The sequence below is a fragment of the Viridibacillus sp. FSL E2-0187 genome (assembly GCF_038006425.1).
GTDB lineage: Bacteria > Bacillota > Bacilli > Bacillales_A > Planococcaceae > Viridibacillus > Viridibacillus arvi.
Map to the genome: position 1 here is coordinate 268,260 of NZ_JBBOVG010000001.1, position 25,177 is coordinate 293,436.

Sequence of the window (25,177 nt, forward strand, 5' to 3'; positions counted from 1 at the left end):
GAGCGCTTGACTCGACTTTAGTAATTAATCTTCAGTTTCTTCATTTTTTGCAGTGGTATAAGTTGTTACATACGCTTTACTTGTGAATATGTTGCGATTTTCAATACCTACTGCAGCAACTTGATTTTCAAAAGCGTCTTTATATGCTTTTGATACTTTCCAAGCTTCAAAGGAAGTTGGACCTGACCATTCGGTTAAGACAATATAAGTTTCGGAATTGATAGGTTTAAGTAAACGGTATGCTTTGAAACCAGGATCGGATTCAATAACATGCGAACGACTTAAAAAACGATGTTCAAATAGTGGTCGGCCTTCATCAGAAACAGGTAGGTGATTCATTACAAAGAAACCTTTGTCTTCTAATTCATTAATTGAATCGATTACCTCGTAGCTTCTAGGGGTTTGGAATACAGATTTTCCCTCCGTCTCATGTAGCAACATAGAGTTGCCAGAGCCATGTAATACAATCATTTTTTCGTTTGAGTATTTTTTTCGTAAGCTTTCCATAAACTCTGGAGTTCCAGATGTTAAATAAATATTCAATAATAACGCCTCCTATTTAATTTGTGTATTCTTAAATATAATTAGTTTCAGTGGCTAGTGCTTTCAGCATTCCCTTATTTAATATTTAGCCTTAGCTTATATTAATTAAACATTATAATGTGCACAATTAATAATTGTATGTTTGATATAGCGATAATAAGTAAAATATATTAAAAGAATTTGAGGTTTTCTAGATTGTCAGACATCTTTGTCGAAAAGATGTCACCAATACAAACATTTTCATGACAATTCGGGCGGAAAACTATACAATAACATGGGAAACGACTATAGTGAAAACGGATACGAAAGTCGAAACGAATAACTTTTTTAAATGAAGGGAATGAATCTATTCATGAGAAAGATTAACGATACGCTTTTACGCGCAGCACGTGGAGAGAGGACAGCCTATACGCCTGTTTGGTATATGCGTCAAGCAGGACGTTCGCAGCCTGAATACCGTAAGATTAAAGAAAAATACTCATTAGAGGAAATTACACATCAACCAGAATTGTGTGCTTATGTGACACATTTACCGGTACAAAATTATAATGTTGATGCAGCCATTTTATATAAAGATATCGTAACACCACTACCAGGTATGGGTGTTGATGTGAAGATTAAAGCAGGTATTGGTCCAGTGATTTCAAATCCAATTCGCTCTGTAAAGGATGTAGAAGCTTTACGCGAATTTAATCCTGAAGAACATGTACCATTCGTGCTTGATACAATAAAACTTTTAACTGAAGAACAATTAGATGTACCTTTAATCGGTTTTGCGGGCGCTCCATTTACACTTGCGAGCTATATGATTGAGGGTGGCCCTTCTAAAAGTTACAGCTTAACAAAATCATTTATGGTCTCTGAGCCACAAGCTTGGTTCATGTTAATGGACAAGTTAGCAGATATGATTATTGTGGATATTAAAGCGCAAGTTGGAGCAGGAGCTAAAGCATTCCAAATTTTCGACTCATGGGTTGGAGCATTAAGTAAGGAAGATTACCAAATCTTCATTAAACCAGTTATGACAAGAATTTTTACTGAGCTAAAAGAGTTAGATGTTCCGATGATTACATTCGGTGTAGGCGCTAGCCACTTAGCGATGGAATGGCATGATTTACCGGTTGATGTCGTCGGCTTAGATTGGCGTTTGCCGATTAAAGAAGCACGTGCTATGGGTATGACTAAACCAGTGCAAGGAAACTTAGATCCAACATTATTATTAGCTGATTGGTCTATTATTGAAGAACGTACAAAAGCAATTATTGACCAGGGCCTAGAAGTACCGGGTCATATTTTTAATCTAGGACACGGCGTTTTCCCTTCAGTAGATCCAGATGTTTTAAAACGTTTAACAACACTTATTCATGAGTACAGTGCAGAGCAAGTTAAAGTACGTTCTTAATAAGTAGTAAATAACTTTTGAGGTGAGATTACAATGAAAAAAACAATGGGCTTATTAGTTATGGCTTATGGTACACCTAACAACGAAGATGAAATTGAAGCATACTATACACATATTCGCCACGGTCGTAAACCTAGCGAAGAATTAATCGAAGATTTACGTAGTCGTTATCAAGCTATCGGTGGAATTTCCCCTCTTGCTGAAACAACTCGTAAACAAGCAGCGGCATTATGTGCTCGTTTAAATGAAGTTCAAGATGAAGTTGAGTACAAATTATATATTGGTCTAAAACATATTGCACCATTCGTAGAAGATGCAGTTGAAGCAATGCATAAAGACGGAATTACTGAAGCTGTTTCCATCGTACTTGCCCCTCACTTCTCAACATTCTCTATTAAATCGTACAATGGCCGTGCGAAAGAAAAAGCAGAAGAATTAGGTGGTTTAACAATCACTTCAGTTGAAAGCTGGTACAAAGAGCCGAAATTCATCCAATATTGGACAGAAAAAATCAACGAAGCGTTTTCTGACATGTCAGAAGAAGAACGTAAAACAGCTTGCCTAATTGTTTCTAACCACTCATTACCTGAGAAAATTGTTAAATTAGGTGACCCGTATGCGGACCAACTACATGAGACAGCTGAAATTCTTCAAAAAGAAACAGGGGTAGAACATATGGAAGTTGGCTGGCAAAGTGCTGGTCAAACGCCAGAGCCTTGGCTAGGACCAGATGTTCAAGATTTAACTCGCGAACTATACCATCAAAAAGGCTTCCGTTCATTTGTTTATACACCAGTAGGCTTTACTGCGGAGCATTTAGAAGTTTTGTATGATAATGATTATGAATGTCGTGTTGTTTGTGAAGAATTAGGCGCTAACTATCGTCGTCCTGCAATGCCAAACGATGATCCTTTATTCATCGATGCTATGGTTGATGTTATTAATAAATCGTTATCTCAAGCCTAATAGAAAGTGATGATTGATGTGACTGAACAAAAGCAAAGAGTAGCCGTTATCGGTGGTGGGATTTCAGGCTTAGCTGCTGCGTTCTATTTGCAACAAGAGGCTAAAGAGAAAAAACTTCCATTAGAAATAGTACTGATTGAATCTTCTCATCGTTTAGGTGGCAAGATTCAAACTGTACGTAAGGAAAATTTTATCATTGAACGTGGTCCAAACTCATTTATTGATAACAATAATAGTATGGCTAAATTAGTACAAGACTTAGGTATCGAAGAGCAGCTCATTAGAAGTGAAGCAGGTCAACCGTACATTACTGTCAATGAAAAACTATATCCAGTACCAGCAGGTTCAATTTTTGGGATTCCTACAAAGTTATCTTCATTTGTAGCTTCTGATATTGTGTCATGGAGCGGTAAAGTACGTGCTGCATGCGACCTATGGTTTCCTCGTTCTCGAATACAAGAAGATCAGCCATTAGGAAAATTTTTACGTAGAAGATTTGGTAAGGAAACTGTTGAAAATATTATTGAACCCCTTTTATTAGGTGTTTCTGCTGGAGATATAGAACAGCTTAGTTTACAAGCGACTTTTCCAGAACTAATTGAAATGGAAAAAGAATATAGAAGTTTAATGACTGGTATGAAAAAAGCACTTTCTGAGATCTCTCATGATGACTCGAAGGGCATTGAAGATCAGCGTCCATTCCAAACTTTTATAAATGGTCTTGAAACGTTGGTAGAGGCATTAGAAAGGCAACTTACAGATACAACTATTTTAAAAAGTGTCAAAGTTGAATCGATTGCAAAAGCAGCGCATCAAGTCATATTATCTTTGAATAATAAGTCCTCAATTACCGCAGACGCAGTAATTTTAGCTACACCACATCTTATAACTCAAAAAATGTTTGCCAAACAAGGTTTATTACAAGGATTGCAAGATATTCCACTAACAACTGTTGCTTCCGTATCGATGGCATTTCCCATTGATGCAATGAATGAAAGTTTTACTGGCACTGGACTCACTGTTGCGCGTAATAGCGATTTTTCAATTACATCTTGCTCATGGGCACATCGAAAATGGCCATCATTTGTTCCGGAGGGCTATGCTTTATTGGAAGTCTATGTAGGACGTCCAGGCGATGAAGCGATTGTGGATTTATCAGATGGTGAGATTGAAAAAATTGTCTTACAAGATTTAAATAGAGTAATCCCACTAAAAGGAAATCCGTTATTTACGGTTGTTTCAAGATGGAAAGAAGCTATGCCTCAGTATAAAGTTGGTCACGCTCAGCGTGTGGAATTAGCTAAACAAGAATTAAATGAACATTTTCCTACAATGAAGTTAGTAGGGAGTTCTTATGAAGGAACAAGCTTACCTAATTGTGTTGACCAGGCTAGAAGCGCAGTGGATGAGTTATTAATAAAGTTATTTGAATAATGGAGTCGTTCTTTTCGTTGGTTTAAAGATACCTACAGAAGAGCGATTTTTTTTGGTCTTTTTTATTAGAGGAGCCTTCCACATTTCCAATTTGTTCACAATTTACTTAGCTTTCTTTCATTATTATTTCACATTTATACAGTATGATGAAAAGGGGAGGGGATGGAGTTGAGAAAGCGTATTACGGTTATCCTATTATTTGTCTTATTACTCCTTTTTGGATGTGGAAAGGATGCATACCCAGCGATTCCAGCAGATTCTTCCTTTATCGCAGCAGTCAATATACAGCAGCCTTCAGTAACTTTTGTAAACAAAGATCTTAAGGTTTTTGCTACTTGGCAATTAGAGAAAGCGTACACAGGTGCTACTTTGATTGGTCAGCAATATTTACTGCTTTATGGTAATCAGCTAGAGAGTGCGGACGTTTATAATTTAAGTACCGGTGAAGTGGCGTATTCTATTGCAACTGGTGTTGGAGTAACGAATGCTATCTATGCACCAAATAAGAAAATACTCTACATATCAAATGGTAAAACGAACCGTGTTACGGCTTATACTAATCAAGGTGATCAAATTGCTGAGCAGAAGGTAGGTAATTATCCGATGTCGATGGTTACCCACGGACAAAATTTGTATGTAGTTAATTATAAAGATACAAAACTTTCTGTACTTGATGCAGAGTCTCTTGAAGTAAAAGATAAGTGGCAAATTCCAAAATCCTCTCACGGTATGATTATTTTAGAAAAAAGAAAAGAACTATGGCTTGGTGGACACGGTGCAGGTATGAAACCGAATACGACTGTCGATATTTTTGATATAAATAAGGGGCAGAAGGATCGGGAACTTTCACTACCAATGATGCCAATTGGTTTTGCGATTGACGATGACCGAATATATGTTGTCAGTCATGGGCAAAGTCAGTTATATGAAGTAAATGATGAAGGTCATGTATTGAGTGCACAAGAAATTGGTGCTAATCCATTTGCGGTGCAACTTTTTGAACAATATGTCGTAGTGGCAGGGTACGATGATCAAACTTTATACTTTATGAAAAATAATGATGTTACAAAGAAAGTAAAAGTTGATAAAGGACCGTTTCAATTGATTGTAAGGGAGATGAGCGAATGACATCCATTCTAATTGTAGATGATGAACAAGATATGAGGAATTTAATCCATATGATGTTAAAAAAGTCAGGATTTCAAACACTACAAGCTGAAAATGGCAACGTTGCTATAACCACCCTCGCTCAAGCGAAAGTCGATTTAGTATTGCTCGATGTTATGATGCCAGGTATAAATGGCTTTCAAGTATGCGAAGAAATTCGCAAAACATCGAATGTACCAATCATTTTCCTAACTGCAAAGGACGCAAATGAGGACAAGGTAAAAGGTTTAACGCTTGGTGCAGATGATTATATTGTAAAACCATTTACATCAACAGAACTAGTAGCCCGAATAATAGCCGTGTTACGTCGTACGGGAAATGCTCCAGTGGAGATGCAAGTAAAGCATTTATGTAAAGGAACAATTGATTTAGACGAGGTATCCAGAAAAGTATTTGTATCTGGAAAAGTAATTCCCCTGACTTTAAAAGAATTTGACTTACTACATTTATTTATGACGAATGAAAATACGGTTTATACTCGTGAACAATTATTAGTGAGTTTATGGGGTTTAGATTATGCAGGGGGAACAAGAACAGTAGATACGCATATTAAAACACTTCGATTAAAACTAGGGAAAGAAGCCGGTCAATTTATTCATACAGTATGGGGGCTAGGCTATCGTTTCGAGGTAAGAATATGAAAAAACTGTCCACGCGTATTTGGGCAATGATTTTAATCTTCTTAACACTAACGGTTCTTTTTATGTACATACTAACCCATTTTTTATATGAACGATTGTATGTTAAGGATGCGGAACAGTCGATGATTGAAGTTGGGGAGAAATTGGCGACGATTTATGAAGGTGGTAAAGTAACCGATGAATTAATCGCGCAAATTGATAATTACAACAACTACTCAAATGTCTCTGTATTTGCAGTTAAGAATCCACGTGAACTAAGTGCTTGTGTACCATTTGATATTGATTATAAAACATTGATTGGTGCAGAAGAGCGACAGCAACTTTTACAAGAACAAACTGTCACCAAGATGGGATATGAGGAGCGCTTCGATCGCCAAATTATTTCTGTTATTATTCCGCTGACAGATCAAAATCGTTTAGAAGGTATTATTTATTTATATTTCCCGTTAGCGAAAATATCAGAATTAGCATCTAAAGAAGTTATCTTTTTATTAGGAAGTGCGGCCGTATTTTTAATAATAGTAGGTTTTGGTATTTATAAAGGAATAGGTCATATTATGAAACCTCTTAATGCATTGCAAAATGCTGCAGAGAAAATGGCTGAAGGAAATTATGAAATGAGAGTCCAAGTTACATCAAAGGACGAAATAGGAAAGTTATCAAAAACCTTTAACAAAATGGCGACTGCTATTCAAGAAAATGATGAGTTACAAAAGAGTTTTTTAGCTACTGTATCACATGAATTACGAACACCTATAAGTTATGTGAAAGGATACGGAGAAGCTATTCAAGAAGGTTTAATTCCTGAACAAGAACAGCATGAAACGATTTCCTTAATCGTCCGAGAAGCTAATCGTATGGAAAAGCTGACAAATGAATTGTTACAATTATCACGAGCAACTAACTTATCTGAACCGATTGCGTTATTTCCGTTACCACTCGCAGAAACAATTCGTGAGGTAGTGTTATTAACGGAGCAACAAGCGCTTAAAAAGGACATGAAAGTGAATATAGATGTTAGTGAGGATATCATTGTTAATGCAGACGAAGAGAAATTAAAGCAAATTCTCATTAACTTGATTGAAAATGCAATACGTTATTCTAATAAGAATACATCAATAGAGATTACTGCAAAAACGAATGGACGCTTTGTAAACATTCAAATACAAGATCATGGTATCGGGATTCCAGCAGAGGATCTACCTCATGTAACAGAGAGGTTTTATAGAGTAAATAAAGCGAGAAGCCGTAGTGATGGCGGAAGTGGATTAGGTCTTTCAATCGTTGACCAGCTTGTTAAATTGCATGAAGGTACTTGGCAAATTGAAAGTGAGTTTAAAAAAGGAACAACAATTACAATACAAATACCAATGGTAGAGGAGTTTTAATAATGAAGAAATGGATGATGGGGTTATTAGTAATTACAGGTTTACTTGCAGGGTGTAATAATGATGACAAACAAGAAGACCATGCGTCAAATAATGAAGGAACAACAGTTGAAGTAAAAGTTGATATTTTAACACCAGAAAAAGTGGAAGCAAATAAAGAGATTGAATTAGCTGCACATGTAACACAAGGTGGAGAAGATGTAAACGATGCAGATGATGTGAAATTTGAAGTATGGGAATCTGGTATGCGTGAAGATGGACAAATGATTGAAAGTAAATTGGACAAAAAGGGTGAGTACAAAGCAGCTATCACTTTTGATCATGATGGAGTTTACTACATGTATGCTCACACAAATGCAAGAGGTCTACATGTTATGCCGAAACAAAAAATAATTGTGGGTAATCCAGATATGAGTAAAGTGAAAGAAGAATCAAATGACGGATCAAAAGGTATGGATCACAAGAATAAGCATGATGAAGAAGATGAAGAATCGTCTGATCATTCATCAAAATAAAATAGCTCGTTATTTTGTATGGAAAACACTTGCAACTTTCAATTGTTGCGTGTAGAATAAATGACCAGATGACTAAATTAGTTTTCTGGTCATTTTTATTCAAAATGAAAGTTGGTGAGAAACAAAATGGACCGCAGACAAGAAATACTTGAAGCGGCTTCGAAGTCATTTTCTCTTTTTGGGTATAAAGCTACAACAATGGATCAAGTAGCGAAAATCGCGAACGTCGGGAAAGGAACAATTTATACTTTTTTTAGTAATAAAGAAATCCTTTTTCAAGAGATTGTCGTGAAAATGATTCAAGAGATGAAAACGGCAGCGGACGAAGCAATCTCAGCAGAACAACCATTCCAACAAAATGCACATGCGGTGTTGATGAAAGTATTAGAGTTTCGAGAAGTACATCTTCTGTATGCAAAATTGATAGAAGAAGAAAAGGAACTTAGAACACCTGCTGTGAAACATGTACTTATTCGAATTGAACAAGAAATTGTTAACTTTGTTGGTGACAAAATTAAAACAGCCATTAGCAAAGGTGAAATTCGGGAATGTGAACCAGATCTAGTTGCATACTTATTATTAAAAGCGTATTTTGGTTTTGTTGCTGACTGGGGAGAAACGCATGATTTTGAACTGTCAGAAGAGAAAATAGCTTCACTGTTTCGAGATACCATTTTTCGAGGTCTCTTACCGTGAGACTCTTTTTTTGAATAAAAATGACTGATTGAGAGATTTAGTCACATAGTTTTGTAGGAGGAATGAAGAATGATTAAGGCAGAGTTTGCAAAAATTCTCCGCACGAAAAAAATGCTGATTGCTATTATTGCAGTTCTTTTCGTTCCTGTACTATATGCAGGTATGTTCCTATGGGCTTTCTGGGATCCATATGCACATTTACAGGATTTACCAGTCGCTCTTGTCAACAATGATGAAGGCGCTGAAATAGAAGGAAAAGAAATGCAATTAGGTAACGATTTGGTGGATAATTTACGTGATAGTAAAGAATTTAAATTTGTTGAAGTATCTAAAGCAAAAGGGGAAGAAGGATTAAAGAATCGCGATTATTATATTTTAATTGAAATTCCCGAAAACTTCTCAGAAAATGCTGGTACTTTATTAGAAGATAATCCTGAACAAATGAAAATAATTTATAGACCAAATGAAGGATACAACTTCTTAGGTGGACAAATTGGTAATACAGCAATGGAGCTTGTGCGTGCTGAAGTAAATAAAAAAGTTTCTGCTACTTATGCTGAAACACTATTTGATAATATTGCAAAATTAGGAGACGGTTTCGGCGAAGCAGCAGATGGTGCTGTAAAACTTGAAAAGGGCTCTAACAAATTAAAAGACGGTGCTAGTCAATTAAAAGACGGTATTGGCAGTGCAGCAGATGGTGCTACTCAATTAAATGATGGTGCTAAAACAGCAGCAAAAGGATCGTCAGATTTAAAAAATGGTATTGATTCAGCAGCAGATGGTGCAGGTACTTTAAACCAAGGTGCTTTATCATTAGCAAAAGGAACTGCAGATTTGAATGCAGGTATTCTATCTGCTAAAGACGGTTCAAACAAATTACAATCTGGTTCAACAGAATTGAAAAAAGGTACCGAAACTTTAGTGCAAGGTTTAGAAGGAAATACAGCAAATATTAATGCACTAAACGATGGTGCACAAAAAGTAAATACAGGTGTCGGCTCGTTAAGTGCAGGATTAGGTCAATTAGCACCAGGTGCACAAAATGTTTCTGCAGGAGTTACGAAACTGGTAGATAGTTTAGGTACTATGACTGCAAAAGTTCCAGCATTGCAACAGGGCGTAAAGGATACAAATGATGGAGCTGCTGGTTTAAGTGCAGGATCACAAGGTTTAGCAGCGGAAACAAAAGAGCTAGTTAATCAAATCAAGTCTATGAATATTTCTGAAGAACAAAAAAATACTTTACTTCAATCAGCAGGAAAGATTAATGCAACTGCTACTAAAGTGAGTGAAAATGCAGCTGCATTAAGTGAGGGAACAGCACAATTAAACAATCAAGTTTCAACTATGGAAATACCTACGTCTGATAAGGCAGTAGAATTAAAACAAGGTGCAGCATCAGTTGCAGCTGGTTTAGATAAAATGAATAAAACAGTTAGTGGAGAATTAGCTCCTGGTACAAAACAATTAGCAGCAGGAACTGATCAATTAGCATCTAATTGGAGTACATCAATTGCTGGCGCTAAAAAACTAGATGCTGGAGCAGGCCAATTACAAGTTGGCTTAACTGATCTGACTGGTGGTTTCAATAAATTACAATCAGGTTCAGCACAATTAGCTGATGGTTCATCACAACTTGCAAATGGTACTCAATCATTAACAAGTGGTATGAGTCAATTACAAGATGGTTCTAGTAAACTATCAACAGGTTTAGTAACATTAAGCGGTGGTACTACATCACTTATAACAGGCCTAGATAAATTACAAGATGGTTCAAGTCAATTAAAAGACGGAACATCTGAACTAAAAGATGGTACTAACACATTACAAGGAAAATTAAAAGAAGCGAATGACAAAGCCGCTGAAGTAAAAGCAACGCAAAAAACTTATGACATGGTCGGTGAACCAGTAGCGGTTGAGAAACAAGAAATTAACGCAGTACCTAACTACGGTACAGGTTTCGCGCCATACTTCTTAGCACTTGGTTTATTTGTAGGTGCGCTATTAATCACAATCGTCTTCCCATTAGTTGAACCAGCGATAAAACCAATTAACGGTGTTTCATGGTTTACTAGTAAAGTAGCTGTTTTGGCAGTCGTTGGATTAATTCAATCATTGACTGCAGTCGCGATAGTCGTTTGGGGTCTAAAACTTGAACCGGCTAATATGGGTGCTTTCATTTTAATGGCGATAGTTACAAGTTATACATTCCTATCATTAACTCAAATGTTAGTATCAATTTTCTCAGATCCAGGTCGTTTTGTAGCTATCTTAATTTTGATACTACAACTGACAACTAGTGCAGGTACATTCCCATTAGAATTAGTACCTAAACCACTACACATTTTTAATACGTTATTACCAATGACATACTCTGTTCAAGGATTTAAAGCTGCTATTTCTACTGGAGATATGAGCTTCTTCTGGACAAATGGAGGTATTCTATTAGGATTCATGGTTGTTTGTTTAGCCATTACTTTTGGATACTTTGCATTAATGTTTAAAAAACGTCATTCAAATACTGACGCAGTAACTGAATAATATTGAAAAAGGTTAAAGAGTGAAATATGCTCTTTAACCTTTTTTTGTAAAGCATTTTATGTAAAAAGAAAAAGCGAAGAGAGTGGTTCAGGCTCTCTTCGCTTTTTCAAAAGTAAGCGATTTAATATAGGTTCATCTCTAAGGTTCAATTAGTGATGAATGTGAGCTATCAATCGAATGGGGAATTCGAGTGATCAATAATTAACGATTAAAGAGAATTGCAATGTTCACAAGTGTTTGAATAGCACTCGCTTTGTTCTTCTATTTTTTCGCCGCATACAGTGCATTGTTTTGCGGGTAAATTTTTGAAAAATTCAACGATATTTTCTAACATTGTGTTCGCCTCCTAAGTAATCTGTTATATTACTGATTTGTTATTATGTATTGTATTATAACACAGACATTTATGTCAATACAAAAACCCAATTTTAAGTTAAAATAATTGTTGAGACACTAAAGAGGAGTGAAATGAATGTTTTTTATAGATAATAAAGGTATTACAGATCCACGCATTAACTTAGCCATTGAGGAGTATGCATTAAAAACGATGGATGTAGAGAAAGATTCTTTTTTACTGTTCTATATCAATCAACCCTCTATCATTATTGGTCGAAATCAAAATACAGTAGAAGAGATAAATACTGATTATGTTGAAGATAATGGTATCATCGTTGTACGTCGATTATCTGGTGGTGGTGCTGTGTATCATGATTTAGGAAATTTAAACTTCAGTTTCTTAACAAAAGATGACGGAGATAGCTTCCAAAACTTTAAAAAATTCACACAACCGGTAGTGGATGCGTTACAAAAAATGGGTATTAACTCTGAGTTATCAGGTCGTAATGATATTATGGCTGAAGGTCGTAAAATATCAGGTAACGCTCAATTCTCAACAAAAGGTCGTATGTTCAGTCATGGTACACTATTGTTTGATACAGAAATTGATGCAGTTGTTTCAGCTTTAAAAGTGAAAAAAGAGAAAATCGAATCAAAAGGAATCAAATCGATTCGATCACGTGTAGCGAATATTACAGAATTTATGAATGAAGCAATGACAGTAGAAGAATTCCGTTTGGAAATCTTAAAATCGATTTTCGGTGGCGAAGAGAATATACAATATTATGAACTAACTGATGAAGACTGGGCTAATATCTACAAGTTATCTGAAGAACGTTATCAACAATGGGATTGGAATTATGGTCAATCTCCAAAATTTAACGTACAACGTTCTCAACGATTCCCTTCAGGAAGTATTGATGTGCGTTTAGAAGTTAAAAAGGGAGTTATGGAAGAAGTACATATTTTCGGCGATTTCTTTGGCGTTGGTGATATGGCAGATGTAGAACAGGCATTAGTTGGGAAAAATTATGAACGCAATGTTATTGATGAAGCTCTAAATGCTATCGATGTACCAACGTACTTTGGTGGTGTTACGAAAGAACAATTTATACAATTGATATATTAATTAAATTTGACAGCATAATGTTAGAATTTGCGGTCAAGATGAAGGGGAGAGTGGAATGAATACTCATCGTATATTAATCGTAGAGGATGATTTGAAAATTGCTTCGTTACTTGCTGATACTTTGCGCAAATATCATTATGAAGTAAAAACTGTAGAGTCTTTTGATAGCATCCTTGAAGAATTTACGGCGTTCAATCCTCATCTTGTTTTGCTTGATATTAATTTACCTTCATATGATGGATATTATTGGTGTCGTCAGCTTAGACAGTTAACGACTTGTCCAATTATTTTCATATCAGCTCGTTCAGGCGAAATGGATCAAATTTTTGCGCTGGAAAATGGTGGAGATGACTTTATTACGAAACCGTTCCATTACGAAATCGTGCTAGCAAAAATAAAGAGTCATTTACGTCGATCATATGGGGAATATGCTACTAAGCAAGAAGAGAGAACTGTAAAACAAGGTCAGCTTCACTTGTTCTTGGAACGTATGGAATTGCATACGAAACAAGCTCAAATTCCGCTGCAGAAAAAAGAATGTGTAATTTTAGAATTGTTGATGGGACAAGCTCCAAAAGTTGTATCTCGAGAGCAATTGCTAGAAGAGCTGTGGGATGATCAAGCATTTGTAGATGAGAATACGTTGAATGTGAACATGACCCGTGTACGAAAGAAGTTGTCAGATTATGATGTTCAGTCGACGATTGAAACCGTTAGAGGCGCAGGTTATCGGTTTGTATTACATTCAGAGGAGTCTTAATGATGCCGAATGTCAGATTATTTCTGAAGGATAATATTACATTAGTCTTTTTTGAAGTGTTATTAGTGCTATTTATTTTAGTGTTATTTTGGTTAGATGGCTTAAGAAATGTGGATACGGCAGTGTATTCCATTGTGATTACTTTAATATTAACGTTCACATATTTAGCTACACGTTATATTATGCGGCAATCTTTTTATAAAAAGATATCTGTTAAACCAAAAGCAATGGAAGATGCATTACAAAAAAATGCAAAAACACCAGAGCATTTGCAAACAGAGGTTTTCATCCATACACTTTATAAAATATATCAACTAGAAGTACAGGCTTTATATGCTAAGCAAAATCGACATTTACAATTCATGAATCAATGGGTACATCAAATGAAAACACCTCTTGCTGTATTAGAATTACTCTTACAAGAAGAGGGTGAATTAGATAAGAAGAGTGTCCAAGAAGAAGTCGATCGTATGAAACGAAGTCTTGAGACTGTATTGATGAATGCGAGAATCGATACATTTGAAGAGGATATGAAAATTGAACAGGTTGAACTTCGTCAAATGGTTGTTGAGGCAGTTAATGAGCATAAACGGTTATTTATTGCGAATCGTGTTTATCCTGATATTGCAATAGATGAAAATCTTATGGTTCCTACTGATTCAAAATGGATGAAATTTATTATTGGTCAATTTATTACAAATGCAGTTAAATATACGTTTGAAGAGGGTAAAAAAATATATTTAGCCACGGAAGTTACGGAGAACCATATTGAACTGACAATTAGAGATGAAGGAATAGGTATACCTTCATCAGATTTGAAGCGTGTAACACGTCCATTTTTCACAGGTGAGAATGGACGTAAAACAGGTGAGTCGACGGGAATGGGTTTGTATTTAGCACAAGAGGTTTGTGATAAATTAGGACACCAGTTATTAATTGAATCTGAGGTAGGGAAAGGGACGAAGCTGAAGGTTTTGTTTCATCGTTCTTAGAGCGACCTTAGCATTTCATAGAAAGTGAGGCGGACTTGTGTCTATCTTGAAAATTGATGAAGTTACAAAAGTTTATGAAGGAAAAGTTACACATCGAGCGCTTAATCAACTGAGTTTTGAAGTAGAGAAGGGCGAGTTTTTGGCTGTTATGGGTCCTTCGGGTAGTGGCAAAACGACGTTGTTAAATGTTGTCTCAACGATAGATACACCTACTTCTGGTGAAATCACCGTAGATGGCATTAAGCCTCATGAGCTGAATAAGAACGAACTGGCTTATTTTCGACGTCGTCAACTTGGCTTCGTATTTCAAGATTTCAACTTATTACAGATGCTAACGGTTGAGGAGAATATGGTATTACCTTTGACTTTGGATAATATGGATGTTGAGCTAATGGAAGAGCGGGTGCAGAGTGTATCAAAACAGCTAGGCATTCAGTCTATTTTAGAAAAACGTCCTAATGAAATCTCGGGTGGGCAAGCTCAAAAGACGGCAATTGGACGAGCTCTTATTCATAAGCCATCTCTAATTTTAGCAGATGAACCAACTGGAAATTTAGATTCCAATTCCTCAAGAGATGTGTTAGAGCTGTTAGGACGCATAAATAAAAAAGAGGGTACGACAATCGTAATGGTGACGCATGATCCTATTGCAGCAAGTTATTGTGATCGTGTGTTATTTATTAAAGATGGTGAGTATTTCAATGAAATCTATAGAGATGATCACCGTCAGACATTTTTCCAAGGAATTTTGAATGTGCTCAGTCTATTGGGAGGTCATGTCGGTGACTTTTCGACAGTTCGCCTACCGTAATGTTATAAGGAATTACCGAGTTTATGCAGCATTTTTTATGTCGAGCGTATCATCCGTGATGGTGTTTTTTATTTACTCGATGCTCATGTTTCATCCGAAGGTAGAGGATGAGTTTCTAAGGGAAATTGCATTCCAAGGAATGTTTGTCGCAGAAGTCATATTAGTGTTATTTATGATGTTCTTCTTATTCTACTCAATGCGTGCATTTCTTCAGGCCCGTTCCAAGGAATTTGGTTTACTCATGCATCTTGGCATGGAAAAACGGCAGTTAAATAAGCTGGTATTACTAGAAACGATAATTATTGGAGTAACTTCAATTATTGTAGGAATTGTATTCGGTTATGCCTTTGCGAAATTCTTTTTTATGATTGTTCGCGAAATTTTACAAATCGATAGCCTTCCATTGTATTTTTCTTGGGAGCCATTTGCATTAACAATTGGGACGTTTACAAGTTTATTTGTAATTATTTCGTTTGTTAGCGTGATGTTCATACGAGATCGTGATGTTATCGATTTGCTAAAGGGTTACTGGCGCAATGAACAGACGGCCTCTTATTCGAAATGGCGAGCTATTTTAGGATTGTTGATATTAATTATTTCTTATGTGCTAGCTTCATTAACGACACAAGAACGTTTAATGGTTTTATCAGCAATATTACCTCCTTTAGCAAGTTTGGGGACATATTTGTTTTTCACGGATACACTACAGTGGCTGATGTCTTTTGTGCGTGCTCGAAAGAAAATGTATTGGCATAAGTATCGTTTAATAACCGTTTCTGAAGTGTCTATTATTATGCGAGAAAATGCGCGTATGTTTTTTATCTCTTGCATGGTTTCCACCTTGGCTTTTTTAGCTATGGGTACGCTTATCTCTATGTCGACATTTACGCATCAGTTTCATCGTCTAAATCCACTGGGCCTCGTCTATTCGAGTAAATTAGATAATCCTTATGAAGAAGCACATATTAATGGTTTGACGAAAGAATTAGAAGCAAAGGGACTGTCTTATCATTTAAATAAGTTTACGGTTAAACGTCAAACATCTTCTAATACTCAACAGCCGGTAAAAATTATTCGACAATCAGATATAAATAGACTGGCTCTAGTATTTGGTTATCCTGTTGTCAATTTGGATCAAGGGGAGGCCATCTTTTTAGCCTATTCCGAGAAGTCTTTAGAGGAATTAAGGAACAAGAAGGTAAGGACAGTTTTACAAGAAAATAGTATTCCACTTTACATCAATTCAGTTTATCCACGTGTTCTTTTTTCTCCTACTGAGCTTGGAACTAATGTCATTGTCATAAATGACGATGATTTCAATTTAATAGATGAGGCAATGGTTGGAGCAAATGCCGAACAGTCCACAAATCGCTTGTATGTATTTCATGTACCACAGTGGACAGCTACTAAGAATATTGGAGTAGAGTTAGATGCGATGGTGACAGATGCTTATCTAAATAATCATCAAGGTGAATTACCATTCTACTTTGAGAATTCCGGCTTAGACTATTCATTTATACGTTCGACTTTTGCACTGTTGCTTTTTATTGGTTTATTAGCAGCTTCTGTGTTTTTCTTAGCATCTGGTAGTTTTATTTACTTTAAATTATATACGGGTTTAGAGCGAGATAAGCAGCAATTTAATGCACTCAGGAGAATGGGGATTACGGAAAGGGAACTACGGAAAATTGTGAATAGACAATTGATACCACAGTTCTTTTTACCTTGGGGTCTAGCAATGTTGCACAGTACATTTGCATTTATGTCATTACAGGCATTTTGGATAGGTATTGCAGAGCTTTCGATATTAAGGGAAATATTAATCGTTTTAGCAGCTATCACTTGTGTTCAATTTTTCTATTTCTATTTAATTCGCTGGCGTTATTTATCCCATATTCGCTAACGCAAAATTACCTCTAATGCTATAGAACTATGCAAGTCTATCAATTACCCTTGGTGATTGGTAGGCTTTTTTTGATGGAAAAAAGGATCTAATTACTACTCTCTACTACATAACACTATAAATAGCTGTCTGTTGTTTTATTTTGTAAATTTCCGTATAATATAGTCAGAAATGAATGAACATTCATTCTGTTTTGACAAAGGGGAGATTAGTATATGAATTTAGTTTCGGCAGTTCATAAAACATCAAAAGAGCAGCCAGAAAAGATTGCGTATCATTTTATGGGGAAAGATACGAATTATGGGGAATTTGAAGAATCGGTTGCACGCTTTGCTTCAGCTTTAAAGGGATTAGGGGTAGGGAATGGGGATCATGTTGCATTATTACTTGGCAATACACCTCATTTTTTAATATCTTTATATGCAACAATGCGCGTAGGAGCAACTGTAATTCCGATTAATCCAATTTATACACCAGATGAGATTACGTATATTGTACGTAATGGAGATGCTAAAGTAGTTATTGCATTAGATGCTTTATTGCCATTAGTGAAAGTAGGAGTAACTGCCTTTCCAAATGTAGAAGCATTCATTGTATGTGAAACTGCTCCTGAAACGGCAGCCAAGTTGGCAGAGTTAGAGAGTCCTGTGAAAGAAAAAGTAAGATCATTTTCAATGTTGCTAGCTTCATCTTCAGCGGATTTTGAACCTACAGATTTAGATCCAGAAGATACAGCTATTATTTTGTATACTTCGGGAACGACAGGACAACCCAAGGGTGCAATGTTAACGCATAAAAACCTTTTTTCAAATGCGCGTGATGTAGCAGAATATTTGACTATTTCTCCCGAAGATCGTGTGATTACGGCATTACCGGTCTTTCATGTATTTGCCCTTACGGTAGTAGTGAATGCACCACTATTAAATGCGGCAACATTATTAATTGTACCTAGGTTCAGTCCGAAAGATGTATTTGAAATTGCAAGAGAGAAAAAAGCTACAGTTTTTGCGGGAGTACCAACAATGTACAATTTCTTATATCAATTCCCTGATGGTAATCCAGAAGATTTCTCTACAATTCGTTTAGCTATCTCTGGGGGTTCTTCTTTACCAGTAGCATTGCTACATAATTTTGAGGACAAGTTTAACGTGCGCATTTCCGAAGGCTATGGCTTATCTGAGGCATCACCAGTATCAAGTTTTAACCCACTTGATCGTGAGCGAAAACCTGGTTCAATTGGTACGAACATCGTCAATGTAGAAAATAAAGTATTCAACCAATTCGGTGAGGAAGTACCTGTTGGTGAAGTTGGTGAACTTGTTGTCAAAGGTCCTAATGTGATGAAAGGCTATTATAAAATGCCTGAAGAAACAGCAGCAACCCTTCGAGATGGCTGGTTATATACAGGTGATCTTGCGAAAATGGATGAGGAAGGTTACTTCTACATTGTTGATCGAAAGAAAGATATGATAATAGTAGGTGGCTATAACGTATATCCCCGTGAGGTGGAAGAAGTACTATATGCACACCCAGGTATAGTAGAAGCTGCAGTAATTGGTTTACCTGATCTCAATTTTGGTGAAGAAGTCTTTGCGTATGTGGTGTTAAAAGACAAGAATCTAACCATTGAAGATATCTATGAATATTGTAAAGAAAAGCTAGTGAAATATAAAATACCTAAGCAAATTGAAATTATTGAAGAGCTACCCAAAAATACGACGGGGAAAATTTTGCGTCGTTCTTTGAAAGAACATGCTCTAAATAAATAATAAAAAGGAGATGCTTAAACGGCATCTCCTTTTTTTACTTTTTATAAATTAATTGGTACATAATATAGACAAATAAAATCCATATCGGACCGACAATAAGCGCGATACGAGTATCTGGGAAGTATGCCATTAAAATCATGACTAGTGATAAAAAGGCAAGAGCTAAATATGGTCCGACTGGATACATAAATGCTTTATATTTTAGTTTAGATACTTGAGCTTTTGATAATGATTTCCGGAACTTTAATTGGGTAATTAAAATAATTGCCCATGTCCAGATGGCTCCGAAAGTAGATATACTAGTTACCCATACGAATACTTTTTCAGCGACAAAATAGTTCAGTGCCACACCGATTAGTAATACGAATGCAGATGCCATAATGGCTGCAGCTGGTACGCCACCTTTACTAATTTTCGCAAATACTTTTGGTGCTTGTTTTTGTTCAGCCAAATTAAAGAGCATACGGCCAGTACTGAAAATACCGCCATTACAGCTAGATAATGCGGCTGTTAAGACAACAAAGTTAATAATCCCTGCAGCATAACGTAAACCAATTTTATCAAACATTAAAACAAACGGACTACCCGTAGAGCCAACTTCGTTCCAAGGATAAATCGACATGATTACAAGTAATGCACCTACGTAGAATAATAAAATACGCCATAGTACAGTATCAATTGCTTTAGGTATAACTTTTTCTGGGTTTTTAGCTTCACCAGCAGTAATCCCGATCATTTCGATACCTAGATATGCGAACATTACTATTGGTAAGGACATGAAAACACCTTGTATTCCATTCGGGAAAAATCCTCCATGGCTCCATAAATTACTAAAGCCAACAGCAATACCACCATTGCCAATACCAAATAAAATAACACCTAAGCCAAGTACAATCATCGAAATAATCGCAAGGATTTTAATAAGTGCGAACCAAAATTCAAATTCACCATAAGCTTTCACAGCAATTAAATTAACCAAAACCATGACAACTAACGCTGCTAAAGCCCATAACCATTTCGGAGAATCTGGGAACCAAAGTTGCATATACACGCCAACTGCTGTAATTTCTGCCATACAAGTAACAATCCACAAGAACCAATAGTTCCAGCCGGTTATAAATCCAGCTAGAGGACCTAAATAATCTCTAGCGTAACGACTAAATGAACCGGCAACTGGATTGTTTACGGCCATTTCGCCAAGCGAACGCATAATAATGAAAATAACAGCGCCACCAAGTGCATAAGCAATTAAAATAGCAGGACCAGCTAATTTTATTGCTCCTGCAGAACCTAAAAATAGACCGACTCCTATAGCGGCACCGAGCGACATCAACGTAATGTGTCGTTGCTCCAACCCTCGTTGGAGCTCTGGTTTCTTGTTCATAATGTTAGACTCCTTCGATGCTAATGATAACTCCCCTATATTATCATAAAATTTAATGAATAAAAATCCACACGCCAGGGTAACAAGAAAAAATATGTAAACTCTTTGTCTTTATAAGTAATTTATGGTTACAATACATATATATGTTTGATTAATGCAAATATATTGATAATTTAAGAGTTTTCCATTTATAGGGAAGGGGAGTTTTTTCATGTCTAAACGTTTATTAAAAGCTGAGGATTTATATGTCTTGCACTCTATTACAAATCCACAATTATCTCCAAGTGGAGAAGAGGCAGTTTTTGTTCGTACAAGTATTGATGAAGAAAAAAACAAATATATAGCGCACTTATTCCACCTAGATATTACAAGTGGAGCAGTAACTCAGTGGTCATATGGAGAAGATCGCGTTTCATCTCCGACTTGGTCAGCAGATGGGCGGAATGTTGCATTTGTATCAAATCGTAATGAAAAAAATCAAATTTATATCATTTCGAAAAATGGTGGAGAGGCACGTCAGCTTACAACATTAGCAAATGGTGTTTCACAATTTCAATGGTCACCGTGCGGTCAGAGTATTTGGTTTAGTGGTCGACTTAAGGAAGGTAAAAACTTCGCAGATGTAGCTGAAAAAGAAGAGAAGAAAAAGCCTACTGCTTATATAGTAGAAGGTATGAAATATAAAGCTGATAGTATAGGGTTATTACCTCAAGATAGTTATAATCATATTGGGAAAATTGATGTAGCATCTGGTGATATTGAATTGTTTTCAGAAGGCAATCATAATTACAGTTTAGAAGCAGTATCACATGATGGTAAAAAGTTAGTTTTATCAGTGAATCGTGCAGAAAATAAAGACTTTGATTTCAGTCAGCAACTACTATTAGTTGATATTGAAACAAAGAAAGAAACGACCATTCTTAATGAAGAAGGCAATTATGGGGATGCATATTTTTCATATGATGATCGTTACATAGCGTTTTATGGTGGTAATCATTCATATAAAAACGCGACACACGGAGCAGTTTATATTTACGATACAGAAGAGCAGAATTATAGAAATCTAACCGAGGGTTTTGATGCACCAATAGGAGATCTTGCTGTAGCAGATCATCAGCAAGGAGCTACTGCACCTACTGTTGTATGGACGAAAGCGAACGATCTGTATTTCCAAGTGTCTACAATGGGAGATATACGATTATATTATGCAACATTGGACGGAGCAATTTATCCGGCAAGTCCAGAAAATGAACATGTCTATGGCTACGATATTGAGCGTGATGGTGCGTTCGCGCTGTTAGCAATTAGTAATCCTATAATGCCAGGTGAGCTTTTCAAATACGATGTAACAACAGGTGAAAGACAACAAATAACTCATTTCAATGATGCCTTTGTAAACGAGGTTGAACTAGTTCAACCTGAAGCAATTACTTATAAAAGTTCAGATGGATTTGATGTGTACGGTTGGTTGATGAAGCCAGCTCAGTATGAAGAAGGTAAAAAGTATCCATTAATCGTTGAAATTCATGGTGGACCGCATGCAATGTATGCAAATTCATTTTTCCATGAGATGCAGTTGATCGCAGCGCAAGGTTATGGTGTCCTTTATGTCAATCCAAGAGGAAGCCATGGATATAGCCAAGAGTTTGTAGATGCAGTACGTGGTGATTATGGTGGTGGTGATTATGCAGACATCATGGCTGGATTAGATGCGGTTATTGCGAATCAGGATTGGATTGATACAGATCGACTTGGTGTTACTGGCGGGAGCTACGGCGGCTTTATGACAAACTGGATAGTTGGTCATACAAATCGCTTTAAGGCAGCTGTAACGCAGCGCTCAATCTCTAACTGGATTAGTTTCTTTGGCGTATCAGATATTGGTTACTATTTCAGCGATTGGCAAATCGGTACGGATATGAAAGATGTAGAAAAGTTATGGCAACATTCACCTCTTAAATATGCAGAAAATGTGGAAACGCCTTTATTAATCTTGCATAGTGAAAAGGATTTCCGTTGTCCAATAGAACAAGCAGAGCAACTGTATATTACATTGAAGTCTATGGGCAAGGAAACTCAATTTGTGAGATTCCCAGATGCAGATCATAACTTATCTCGAACAGGCTTACCAAATTTACGTATTGAAAGACTTAATCAAATTACAGGTTGGTTTGAGAAATATTTATAATCTAAAAATTCTAAGGATGACAAGACTTCAAAGCAAGAATCTAGATGTAGTGAATTGTCTAAACTAAGTTGCTATAAGTACAATATTTAAAGGAATAAATAATCTCATAATGAGAGCATAATAAATATAAAAAGTTCCGCACAATTTGCGGAACTTTTTATATTTCAGAACGTTTATTAAAAGCATACATATTTATAAATCCGTGACAGTATAGTGAGAAAACAGTATGATAAACAAGTGAGAAAAAAAGATTGCGAGTGAATTGAATGATTGAACTAATACAGAATTTATTTAGCTTTATAATGCATATAGATCAACATCTCGTTGAAATAATTCAACAATTTGGCGTTTGGTCATATGGAATTATCTTTTCCATTGTTTTTGTAGAAACGGGTGTTGTAATATTCCCGTTCTTACCAGGTGATTCATTACTTTTTGCCAGCGGAGCATTTGCGGCACTTGGAGCATTTAATTTACCGATACTTCTTTTAGTGTTTTTCGTAGCAGCTGTGTTTGGAGATTCAGTAAACTATGAAATTGGACAAAAAGTAGGAACGGCTATTTCACCTAAGAGTTTTTTAGGTCGTATTATTAATCAAGACCGTATGCAAAAAGCACAGGACTTCTTTAATAAGCATGGTGGGAAAACGATTATCTTCGCCCGCTTTATGCCATTTATTCGAACGTTTATCCCATTTGTAGCAGGTGCTAGTAGAATGCATTATCGTCAATTTTTAATGTATAACATTATAGGTGCATTCTTATGGGTAGGTATTTGTACATTAGCAGGTTACTTCTTTGGTAATATCCCAATAGTTAAAGACAACTTCTCAAAAGTAATATTAATTATTATTTTCGTTTCAGTTTTACCAGCAATCATTGGTTTATTGAAATCAAGAGTAAAGAAATAAATAATAGCAGTAGAACACTTTAGTTATTGGCTAAAGTGTTTTTTTTTTATGAAAACCAATTAAAATAATAAGAATTGTTGGAATATTTAGTGAAAAAACATTTAGAAAGTGGTAATATTGATTTGATATAGAAAACTAATAGTAAAAGGAGTTTGATAGCATGGGGAAAATGAATGTTGAAAGCTTTAATTTAGATCATACAAAAGTTGTTGCACCTTTTGTCCGTTTAGCTGGTCTTAAAAAAGGTGTAAATGGTGATGAAGTTTATAAATATGATATTCGATTTAAACAACCAAACAAAGAGCATATGGAAATGCCTGCGTTACATTCAATAGAGCACTTAATGGCGGAGAACATTCGTAATCATACAGACCATGTTGTTGACCTTAGTCCAATGGGATGCCAAACGGGTTTCTATTTATCAATGATTAATCATGATAACTTTGATGAAGTACTAGATATTTTAGAAAAAACTTTTAATGACGTCTTGGTAGCAACTGAAGTACCAGCATGTAATGAAGTACAATGCGGTTGGGCTGCGAGCCATAGCTTAGAAGGTGCCAAGGAGCTGGCAGAAGAAATGCTAGCGAAACGTAATGAGTGGAAACAAATTTTCATAGAAGAATAAACAGATAAGAGGCTGCGAATATTAGCAGCCTCTTTTTTATTATCTTCCTGTAAAATTTGGTTTTCGCTTTTCAGAGAATGCATTGAGTGCTTCAATACGATCTTCAGTAGGGATGGTAATTTCATATGCTTTTCGCTCAATATGAAGACCTGTTTGTAAGTCTGTATTCATACCATGCTTGATAGCAAATTTTGCTTGTTGTAATGCAATTGGACCGTTAGCTAGCATCAACTCTGCGAATGCCACTGTTTTTGTAAGAAGATCTTCACGCTTTTCGATTTTGGTTAGTAGACCGTATGCTAATGCTTCTTCAGCCTGTAATCTTTTTGCAGTTAAAATCAATTCTAATGCTTTTGCTTCTCCTATGAGTCTAGGAAGTCGTTGAGTTCCACCAGCTCCGGGAATTATACCAAGGCTCGTTTCTGTTAGACCGAGTAAAACATCATCTGCAGCAAAACGGAAGTCACATGCTAATGCTAACTCGGTACCCCCACCGAAAGCATAGCCATTAATCATTGCAATAGTCGGTTGAGGTAAATTTTCAATAGCTGAAAAAACCTCACCAATCTTATAGAGGTTACGTTTTACACGTTGCTCAGTTAATGTTTTTCGTTCTTTCAAGTCAGCACCAACACTAAAAGCTTTATCACCAGCGCCTGTAAAGATGACCACACGAATATCGGGATTAATCCGAATAGATTCAACAATTTTTCCTAATTCAACTAGTAAATCATAATTGAATGCATTCATCGCTAGTGGTCTATTCAATGTAACAAAAGCCAAATGCTCCTGTTGTTTATAAATTAGTGTTTCCAATAAAAATTCCCCCTTATTGTGAAAAAATTACTCCCAATTAAACGATAGCATGTCTATGGTTTTTCGTCATCTTTGAATAAATATTTCCAGTTATTAAATGTTTAATATTATCCTCATATTTTCGATTAAAGGATAATTTTATTATGAAATGTGTATCTATATGAAATTAAAGGTAAAATGAAAGGTTTAAAGTAACGGGGTAAACTAAATACTTTAAGCAAAATTGCTGATATAATGAAATGGAAATAGATTTT

At 36.0% G+C, this 25,177-nt stretch carries 22 protein-coding genes; 18 read left to right on the plus strand and 4 right to left on the minus strand.

The features are described 5' to 3' along the window. Nucleotides 1-24 precede the first annotated feature (24 nt). A complete protein-coding gene (locus MHH85_RS01225; protein ID WP_053418741.1) occupies nucleotides 25-543 on the minus strand; it encodes an antibiotic biosynthesis monooxygenase family protein in 519 nt (172 codons plus the stop codon). 352 nt (nucleotides 544-895) lie between these two features. On the opposite strand from MHH85_RS01225, the gene hemE reads away from it, so the two are divergent. The 9 genes from hemE (at nucleotide 896) to MHH85_RS01270 (ending at nucleotide 11,296) form a co-directional block, all read left to right on the plus strand. Next, nucleotides 896-1,945, plus strand: a complete 1,050-nt coding sequence (gene hemE, locus MHH85_RS01230; protein WP_053418740.1) for a uroporphyrinogen decarboxylase — start codon at nucleotides 896-898, stop codon at nucleotides 1,943-1,945. A 33-nt stretch (nucleotides 1,946-1,978) separates the two neighbouring features. After that, on the plus strand, nucleotides 1,979-2,911 hold the full coding sequence (gene hemH / locus MHH85_RS01235; protein WP_340705713.1) for a ferrochelatase: 933 nt from the start codon (nucleotides 1,979-1,981) through the stop codon (nucleotides 2,909-2,911). Between the two features lie 9 nt (nucleotides 2,912-2,920). Continuing rightward, nucleotides 2,921-4,345 (plus strand): protoporphyrinogen oxidase, encoded by a 1,425-nt coding sequence (hemY, locus tag MHH85_RS01240; RefSeq protein WP_340705714.1) that lies wholly within the window; start codon nucleotides 2,921-2,923, stop codon nucleotides 4,343-4,345. A 168-nt stretch (nucleotides 4,346-4,513) separates the two neighbouring features. Beyond that, nucleotides 4,514-5,473, plus strand: coding sequence for a YncE family protein (locus tag MHH85_RS01245; RefSeq protein ID WP_340705715.1), 960 nt, complete (start codon nucleotides 4,514-4,516; stop codon nucleotides 5,471-5,473). Then, nucleotides 5,470-6,153: a response regulator transcription factor gene (locus tag MHH85_RS01250; protein WP_193737433.1), complete on the plus strand. Its 684-nt coding sequence runs from the start codon at nucleotides 5,470-5,472 to the stop codon at nucleotides 6,151-6,153. The genes MHH85_RS01245 and MHH85_RS01250 overlap by 4 nt, the downstream gene beginning before the upstream one ends. Beyond that, nucleotides 6,150-7,541 carry a sensor histidine kinase gene (locus MHH85_RS01255; protein ID WP_340705716.1) on the plus strand — a complete coding sequence of 464 codons (1,392 nt, stop codon included), beginning with the start codon at nucleotides 6,150-6,152 and terminating at the stop codon, nucleotides 7,539-7,541. Before MHH85_RS01250 ends, MHH85_RS01255 begins: the two co-directional genes overlap by 4 nt. A 2-nt stretch (nucleotides 7,542-7,543) precedes the next feature. Beyond that, nucleotides 7,544-8,056, plus strand: a complete 513-nt coding sequence (locus tag MHH85_RS01260) for a FixH family protein (RefSeq protein ID WP_193740927.1) — start codon at nucleotides 7,544-7,546, stop codon at nucleotides 8,054-8,056. 126 nt (nucleotides 8,057-8,182) lie between these two features. Beyond that, nucleotides 8,183-8,752, plus strand: coding sequence for a TetR/AcrR family transcriptional regulator (locus MHH85_RS01265; protein WP_038188944.1), 570 nt, complete (start codon nucleotides 8,183-8,185; stop codon nucleotides 8,750-8,752). 69 nt (nucleotides 8,753-8,821) lie between these two features. Further along, on the plus strand, nucleotides 8,822-11,296 hold the full coding sequence (locus MHH85_RS01270) for a YhgE/Pip domain-containing protein (protein ID WP_340705717.1): 2,475 nt from the start codon (nucleotides 8,822-8,824) through the stop codon (nucleotides 11,294-11,296). 208 nt (nucleotides 11,297-11,504) lie between these two features. Here MHH85_RS01270 and yhfH read toward each other — a convergent pair whose 3' ends face one another. Next, on the minus strand, nucleotides 11,505-11,630 hold the full coding sequence (gene yhfH, locus MHH85_RS01275; RefSeq protein ID WP_193740925.1) for a protein YhfH: 126 nt from the start codon (nucleotides 11,628-11,630) through the stop codon (nucleotides 11,505-11,507). Nucleotides 11,631-11,768: 138 nt separating this feature from the next. Here yhfH and MHH85_RS01280 point away from each other — a divergent pair, with 138 nt between their 5' ends. The 6 genes from MHH85_RS01280 to MHH85_RS01305 all read left to right on the plus strand — a co-directional run bounded on the left by MHH85_RS01280 (nucleotide 11,769) and on the right by MHH85_RS01305 (nucleotide 18,996). Next, the gene (locus MHH85_RS01280) at nucleotides 11,769-12,761 is read left to right on the plus strand and encodes a lipoate--protein ligase (protein ID WP_340705718.1); all 993 of its coding nucleotides are present in this window, start codon (nucleotides 11,769-11,771) and stop codon (nucleotides 12,759-12,761) included. Nucleotides 12,762-12,816: 55 nt separating this feature from the next. After that, nucleotides 12,817-13,521 (plus strand): response regulator transcription factor, encoded by a 705-nt coding sequence (locus MHH85_RS01285; protein WP_053418730.1) that lies wholly within the window; start codon nucleotides 12,817-12,819, stop codon nucleotides 13,519-13,521. A 2-nt stretch (nucleotides 13,522-13,523) separates the two neighbouring features. Then, nucleotides 13,524-14,513 (plus strand): sensor histidine kinase, encoded by a 990-nt coding sequence (locus MHH85_RS01290; protein ID WP_340705719.1) that lies wholly within the window; start codon nucleotides 13,524-13,526, stop codon nucleotides 14,511-14,513. A gap of 37 nt (nucleotides 14,514-14,550) precedes the next feature. After that, a complete protein-coding gene (locus tag MHH85_RS01295; protein WP_193740922.1) occupies nucleotides 14,551-15,324 on the plus strand; it encodes an ABC transporter ATP-binding protein in 774 nt (257 codons plus the stop codon). Further along, nucleotides 15,290-17,227, plus strand: a complete 1,938-nt coding sequence (locus MHH85_RS01300) for an ABC transporter permease (RefSeq protein ID WP_340705720.1) — start codon at nucleotides 15,290-15,292, stop codon at nucleotides 17,225-17,227. Before MHH85_RS01295 ends, MHH85_RS01300 begins: the two co-directional genes overlap by 35 nt. Nucleotides 17,228-17,442: 215 nt before the next feature. Further along, nucleotides 17,443-18,996, plus strand: coding sequence for a fatty acid--CoA ligase family protein (locus MHH85_RS01305; RefSeq protein ID WP_340705721.1), 1,554 nt, complete (start codon nucleotides 17,443-17,445; stop codon nucleotides 18,994-18,996). A gap of 34 nt (nucleotides 18,997-19,030) precedes the next feature. On the opposite strand, the gene MHH85_RS01310 is transcribed toward MHH85_RS01305, so the two are convergent. Continuing rightward, complete coding sequence (locus tag MHH85_RS01310; RefSeq protein ID WP_193740920.1) at nucleotides 19,031-20,380, minus strand: amino acid permease; 1,350 nt, start codon at nucleotides 20,378-20,380, stop codon at nucleotides 19,031-19,033. Nucleotides 20,381-20,591: 211 nt separating this feature from the next. Here MHH85_RS01310 and MHH85_RS01315 point away from each other — a divergent pair, with 211 nt between their 5' ends. The 3 genes from MHH85_RS01315 to MHH85_RS01325 all read left to right on the plus strand — a co-directional run bounded on the left by MHH85_RS01315 (nucleotide 20,592) and on the right by MHH85_RS01325 (nucleotide 24,107). Beyond that, nucleotides 20,592-22,568, plus strand: a complete 1,977-nt coding sequence (locus MHH85_RS01315; RefSeq protein ID WP_340705722.1) for a S9 family peptidase — start codon at nucleotides 20,592-20,594, stop codon at nucleotides 22,566-22,568. 269 nt (nucleotides 22,569-22,837) lie between these two features. Beyond that, nucleotides 22,838-23,479, plus strand: coding sequence for a DedA family protein (locus MHH85_RS01320; RefSeq protein ID WP_370588356.1), 642 nt, complete (start codon nucleotides 22,838-22,840; stop codon nucleotides 23,477-23,479). 160 nt (nucleotides 23,480-23,639) lie between these two features. After that, the gene (locus MHH85_RS01325) at nucleotides 23,640-24,107 is read left to right on the plus strand and encodes an S-ribosylhomocysteine lyase (RefSeq protein ID WP_340705723.1); all 468 of its coding nucleotides are present in this window, start codon (nucleotides 23,640-23,642) and stop codon (nucleotides 24,105-24,107) included. Between the two features lie 39 nt (nucleotides 24,108-24,146). On the opposite strand, the gene MHH85_RS01330 is transcribed toward MHH85_RS01325, so the two are convergent. Next, nucleotides 24,147-24,923, minus strand: a complete 777-nt coding sequence (locus MHH85_RS01330) for an enoyl-CoA hydratase-related protein (protein WP_193740917.1) — start codon at nucleotides 24,921-24,923, stop codon at nucleotides 24,147-24,149. Between the last annotated feature and the right edge of the window lie 254 nt (nucleotides 24,924-25,177).

Coding starts and splice junctions, on each gene's coding strand:
- MHH85_RS01280 (WP_340705718.1), top strand. CDS start 11,769: ATGTTTTTTATAGATAATAAAGGTATTACAGATCCACGCATTAACTTA.
- MHH85_RS01270 (WP_340705717.1), top strand. CDS start 8,822: ATGATTAAGGCAGAGTTTGCAAAAATTCTCCGCACGAAAAAAATGCTG.
- hemH (WP_340705713.1), top strand. CDS start 1,979: ATGAAAAAAACAATGGGCTTATTAGTTATGGCTTATGGTACACCTAAC.
- MHH85_RS01285 (WP_053418730.1), top strand. CDS start 12,817: ATGAATACTCATCGTATATTAATCGTAGAGGATGATTTGAAAATTGCT.
- MHH85_RS01265 (WP_038188944.1), top strand. CDS start 8,183: ATGGACCGCAGACAAGAAATACTTGAAGCGGCTTCGAAGTCATTTTCT.
- MHH85_RS01250 (WP_193737433.1), top strand. CDS start 5,470: ATGACATCCATTCTAATTGTAGATGATGAACAAGATATGAGGAATTTA.
- hemE (WP_053418740.1), top strand. CDS start 896: ATGAGAAAGATTAACGATACGCTTTTACGCGCAGCACGTGGAGAGAGG.
- MHH85_RS01305 (WP_340705721.1), top strand. CDS start 17,443: ATGAATTTAGTTTCGGCAGTTCATAAAACATCAAAAGAGCAGCCAGAA.
- MHH85_RS01255 (WP_340705716.1), top strand. CDS start 6,150: ATGAAAAAACTGTCCACGCGTATTTGGGCAATGATTTTAATCTTCTTA.
- hemY (WP_340705714.1), top strand. CDS start 2,921: ATGATTGATGTGACTGAACAAAAGCAAAGAGTAGCCGTTATCGGTGGT.
- MHH85_RS01315 (WP_340705722.1), top strand. CDS start 20,592: ATGTCTAAACGTTTATTAAAAGCTGAGGATTTATATGTCTTGCACTCT.
- MHH85_RS01325 (WP_340705723.1), top strand. CDS start 23,640: ATGGGGAAAATGAATGTTGAAAGCTTTAATTTAGATCATACAAAAGTT.
- MHH85_RS01260 (WP_193740927.1), top strand. CDS start 7,544: ATGAAGAAATGGATGATGGGGTTATTAGTAATTACAGGTTTACTTGCA.
- yhfH (WP_193740925.1), bottom strand. CDS start 11,630: ATGTTAGAAAATATCGTTGAATTTTTCAAAAATTTACCCGCAAAACAA.
- MHH85_RS01290 (WP_340705719.1), top strand. CDS start 13,524: ATGCCGAATGTCAGATTATTTCTGAAGGATAATATTACATTAGTCTTT.
- MHH85_RS01310 (WP_193740920.1), bottom strand. CDS start 20,380: ATGAACAAGAAACCAGAGCTCCAACGAGGGTTGGAGCAACGACACATT.
- MHH85_RS01300 (WP_340705720.1), top strand. CDS start 15,290: ATGTCGGTGACTTTTCGACAGTTCGCCTACCGTAATGTTATAAGGAAT.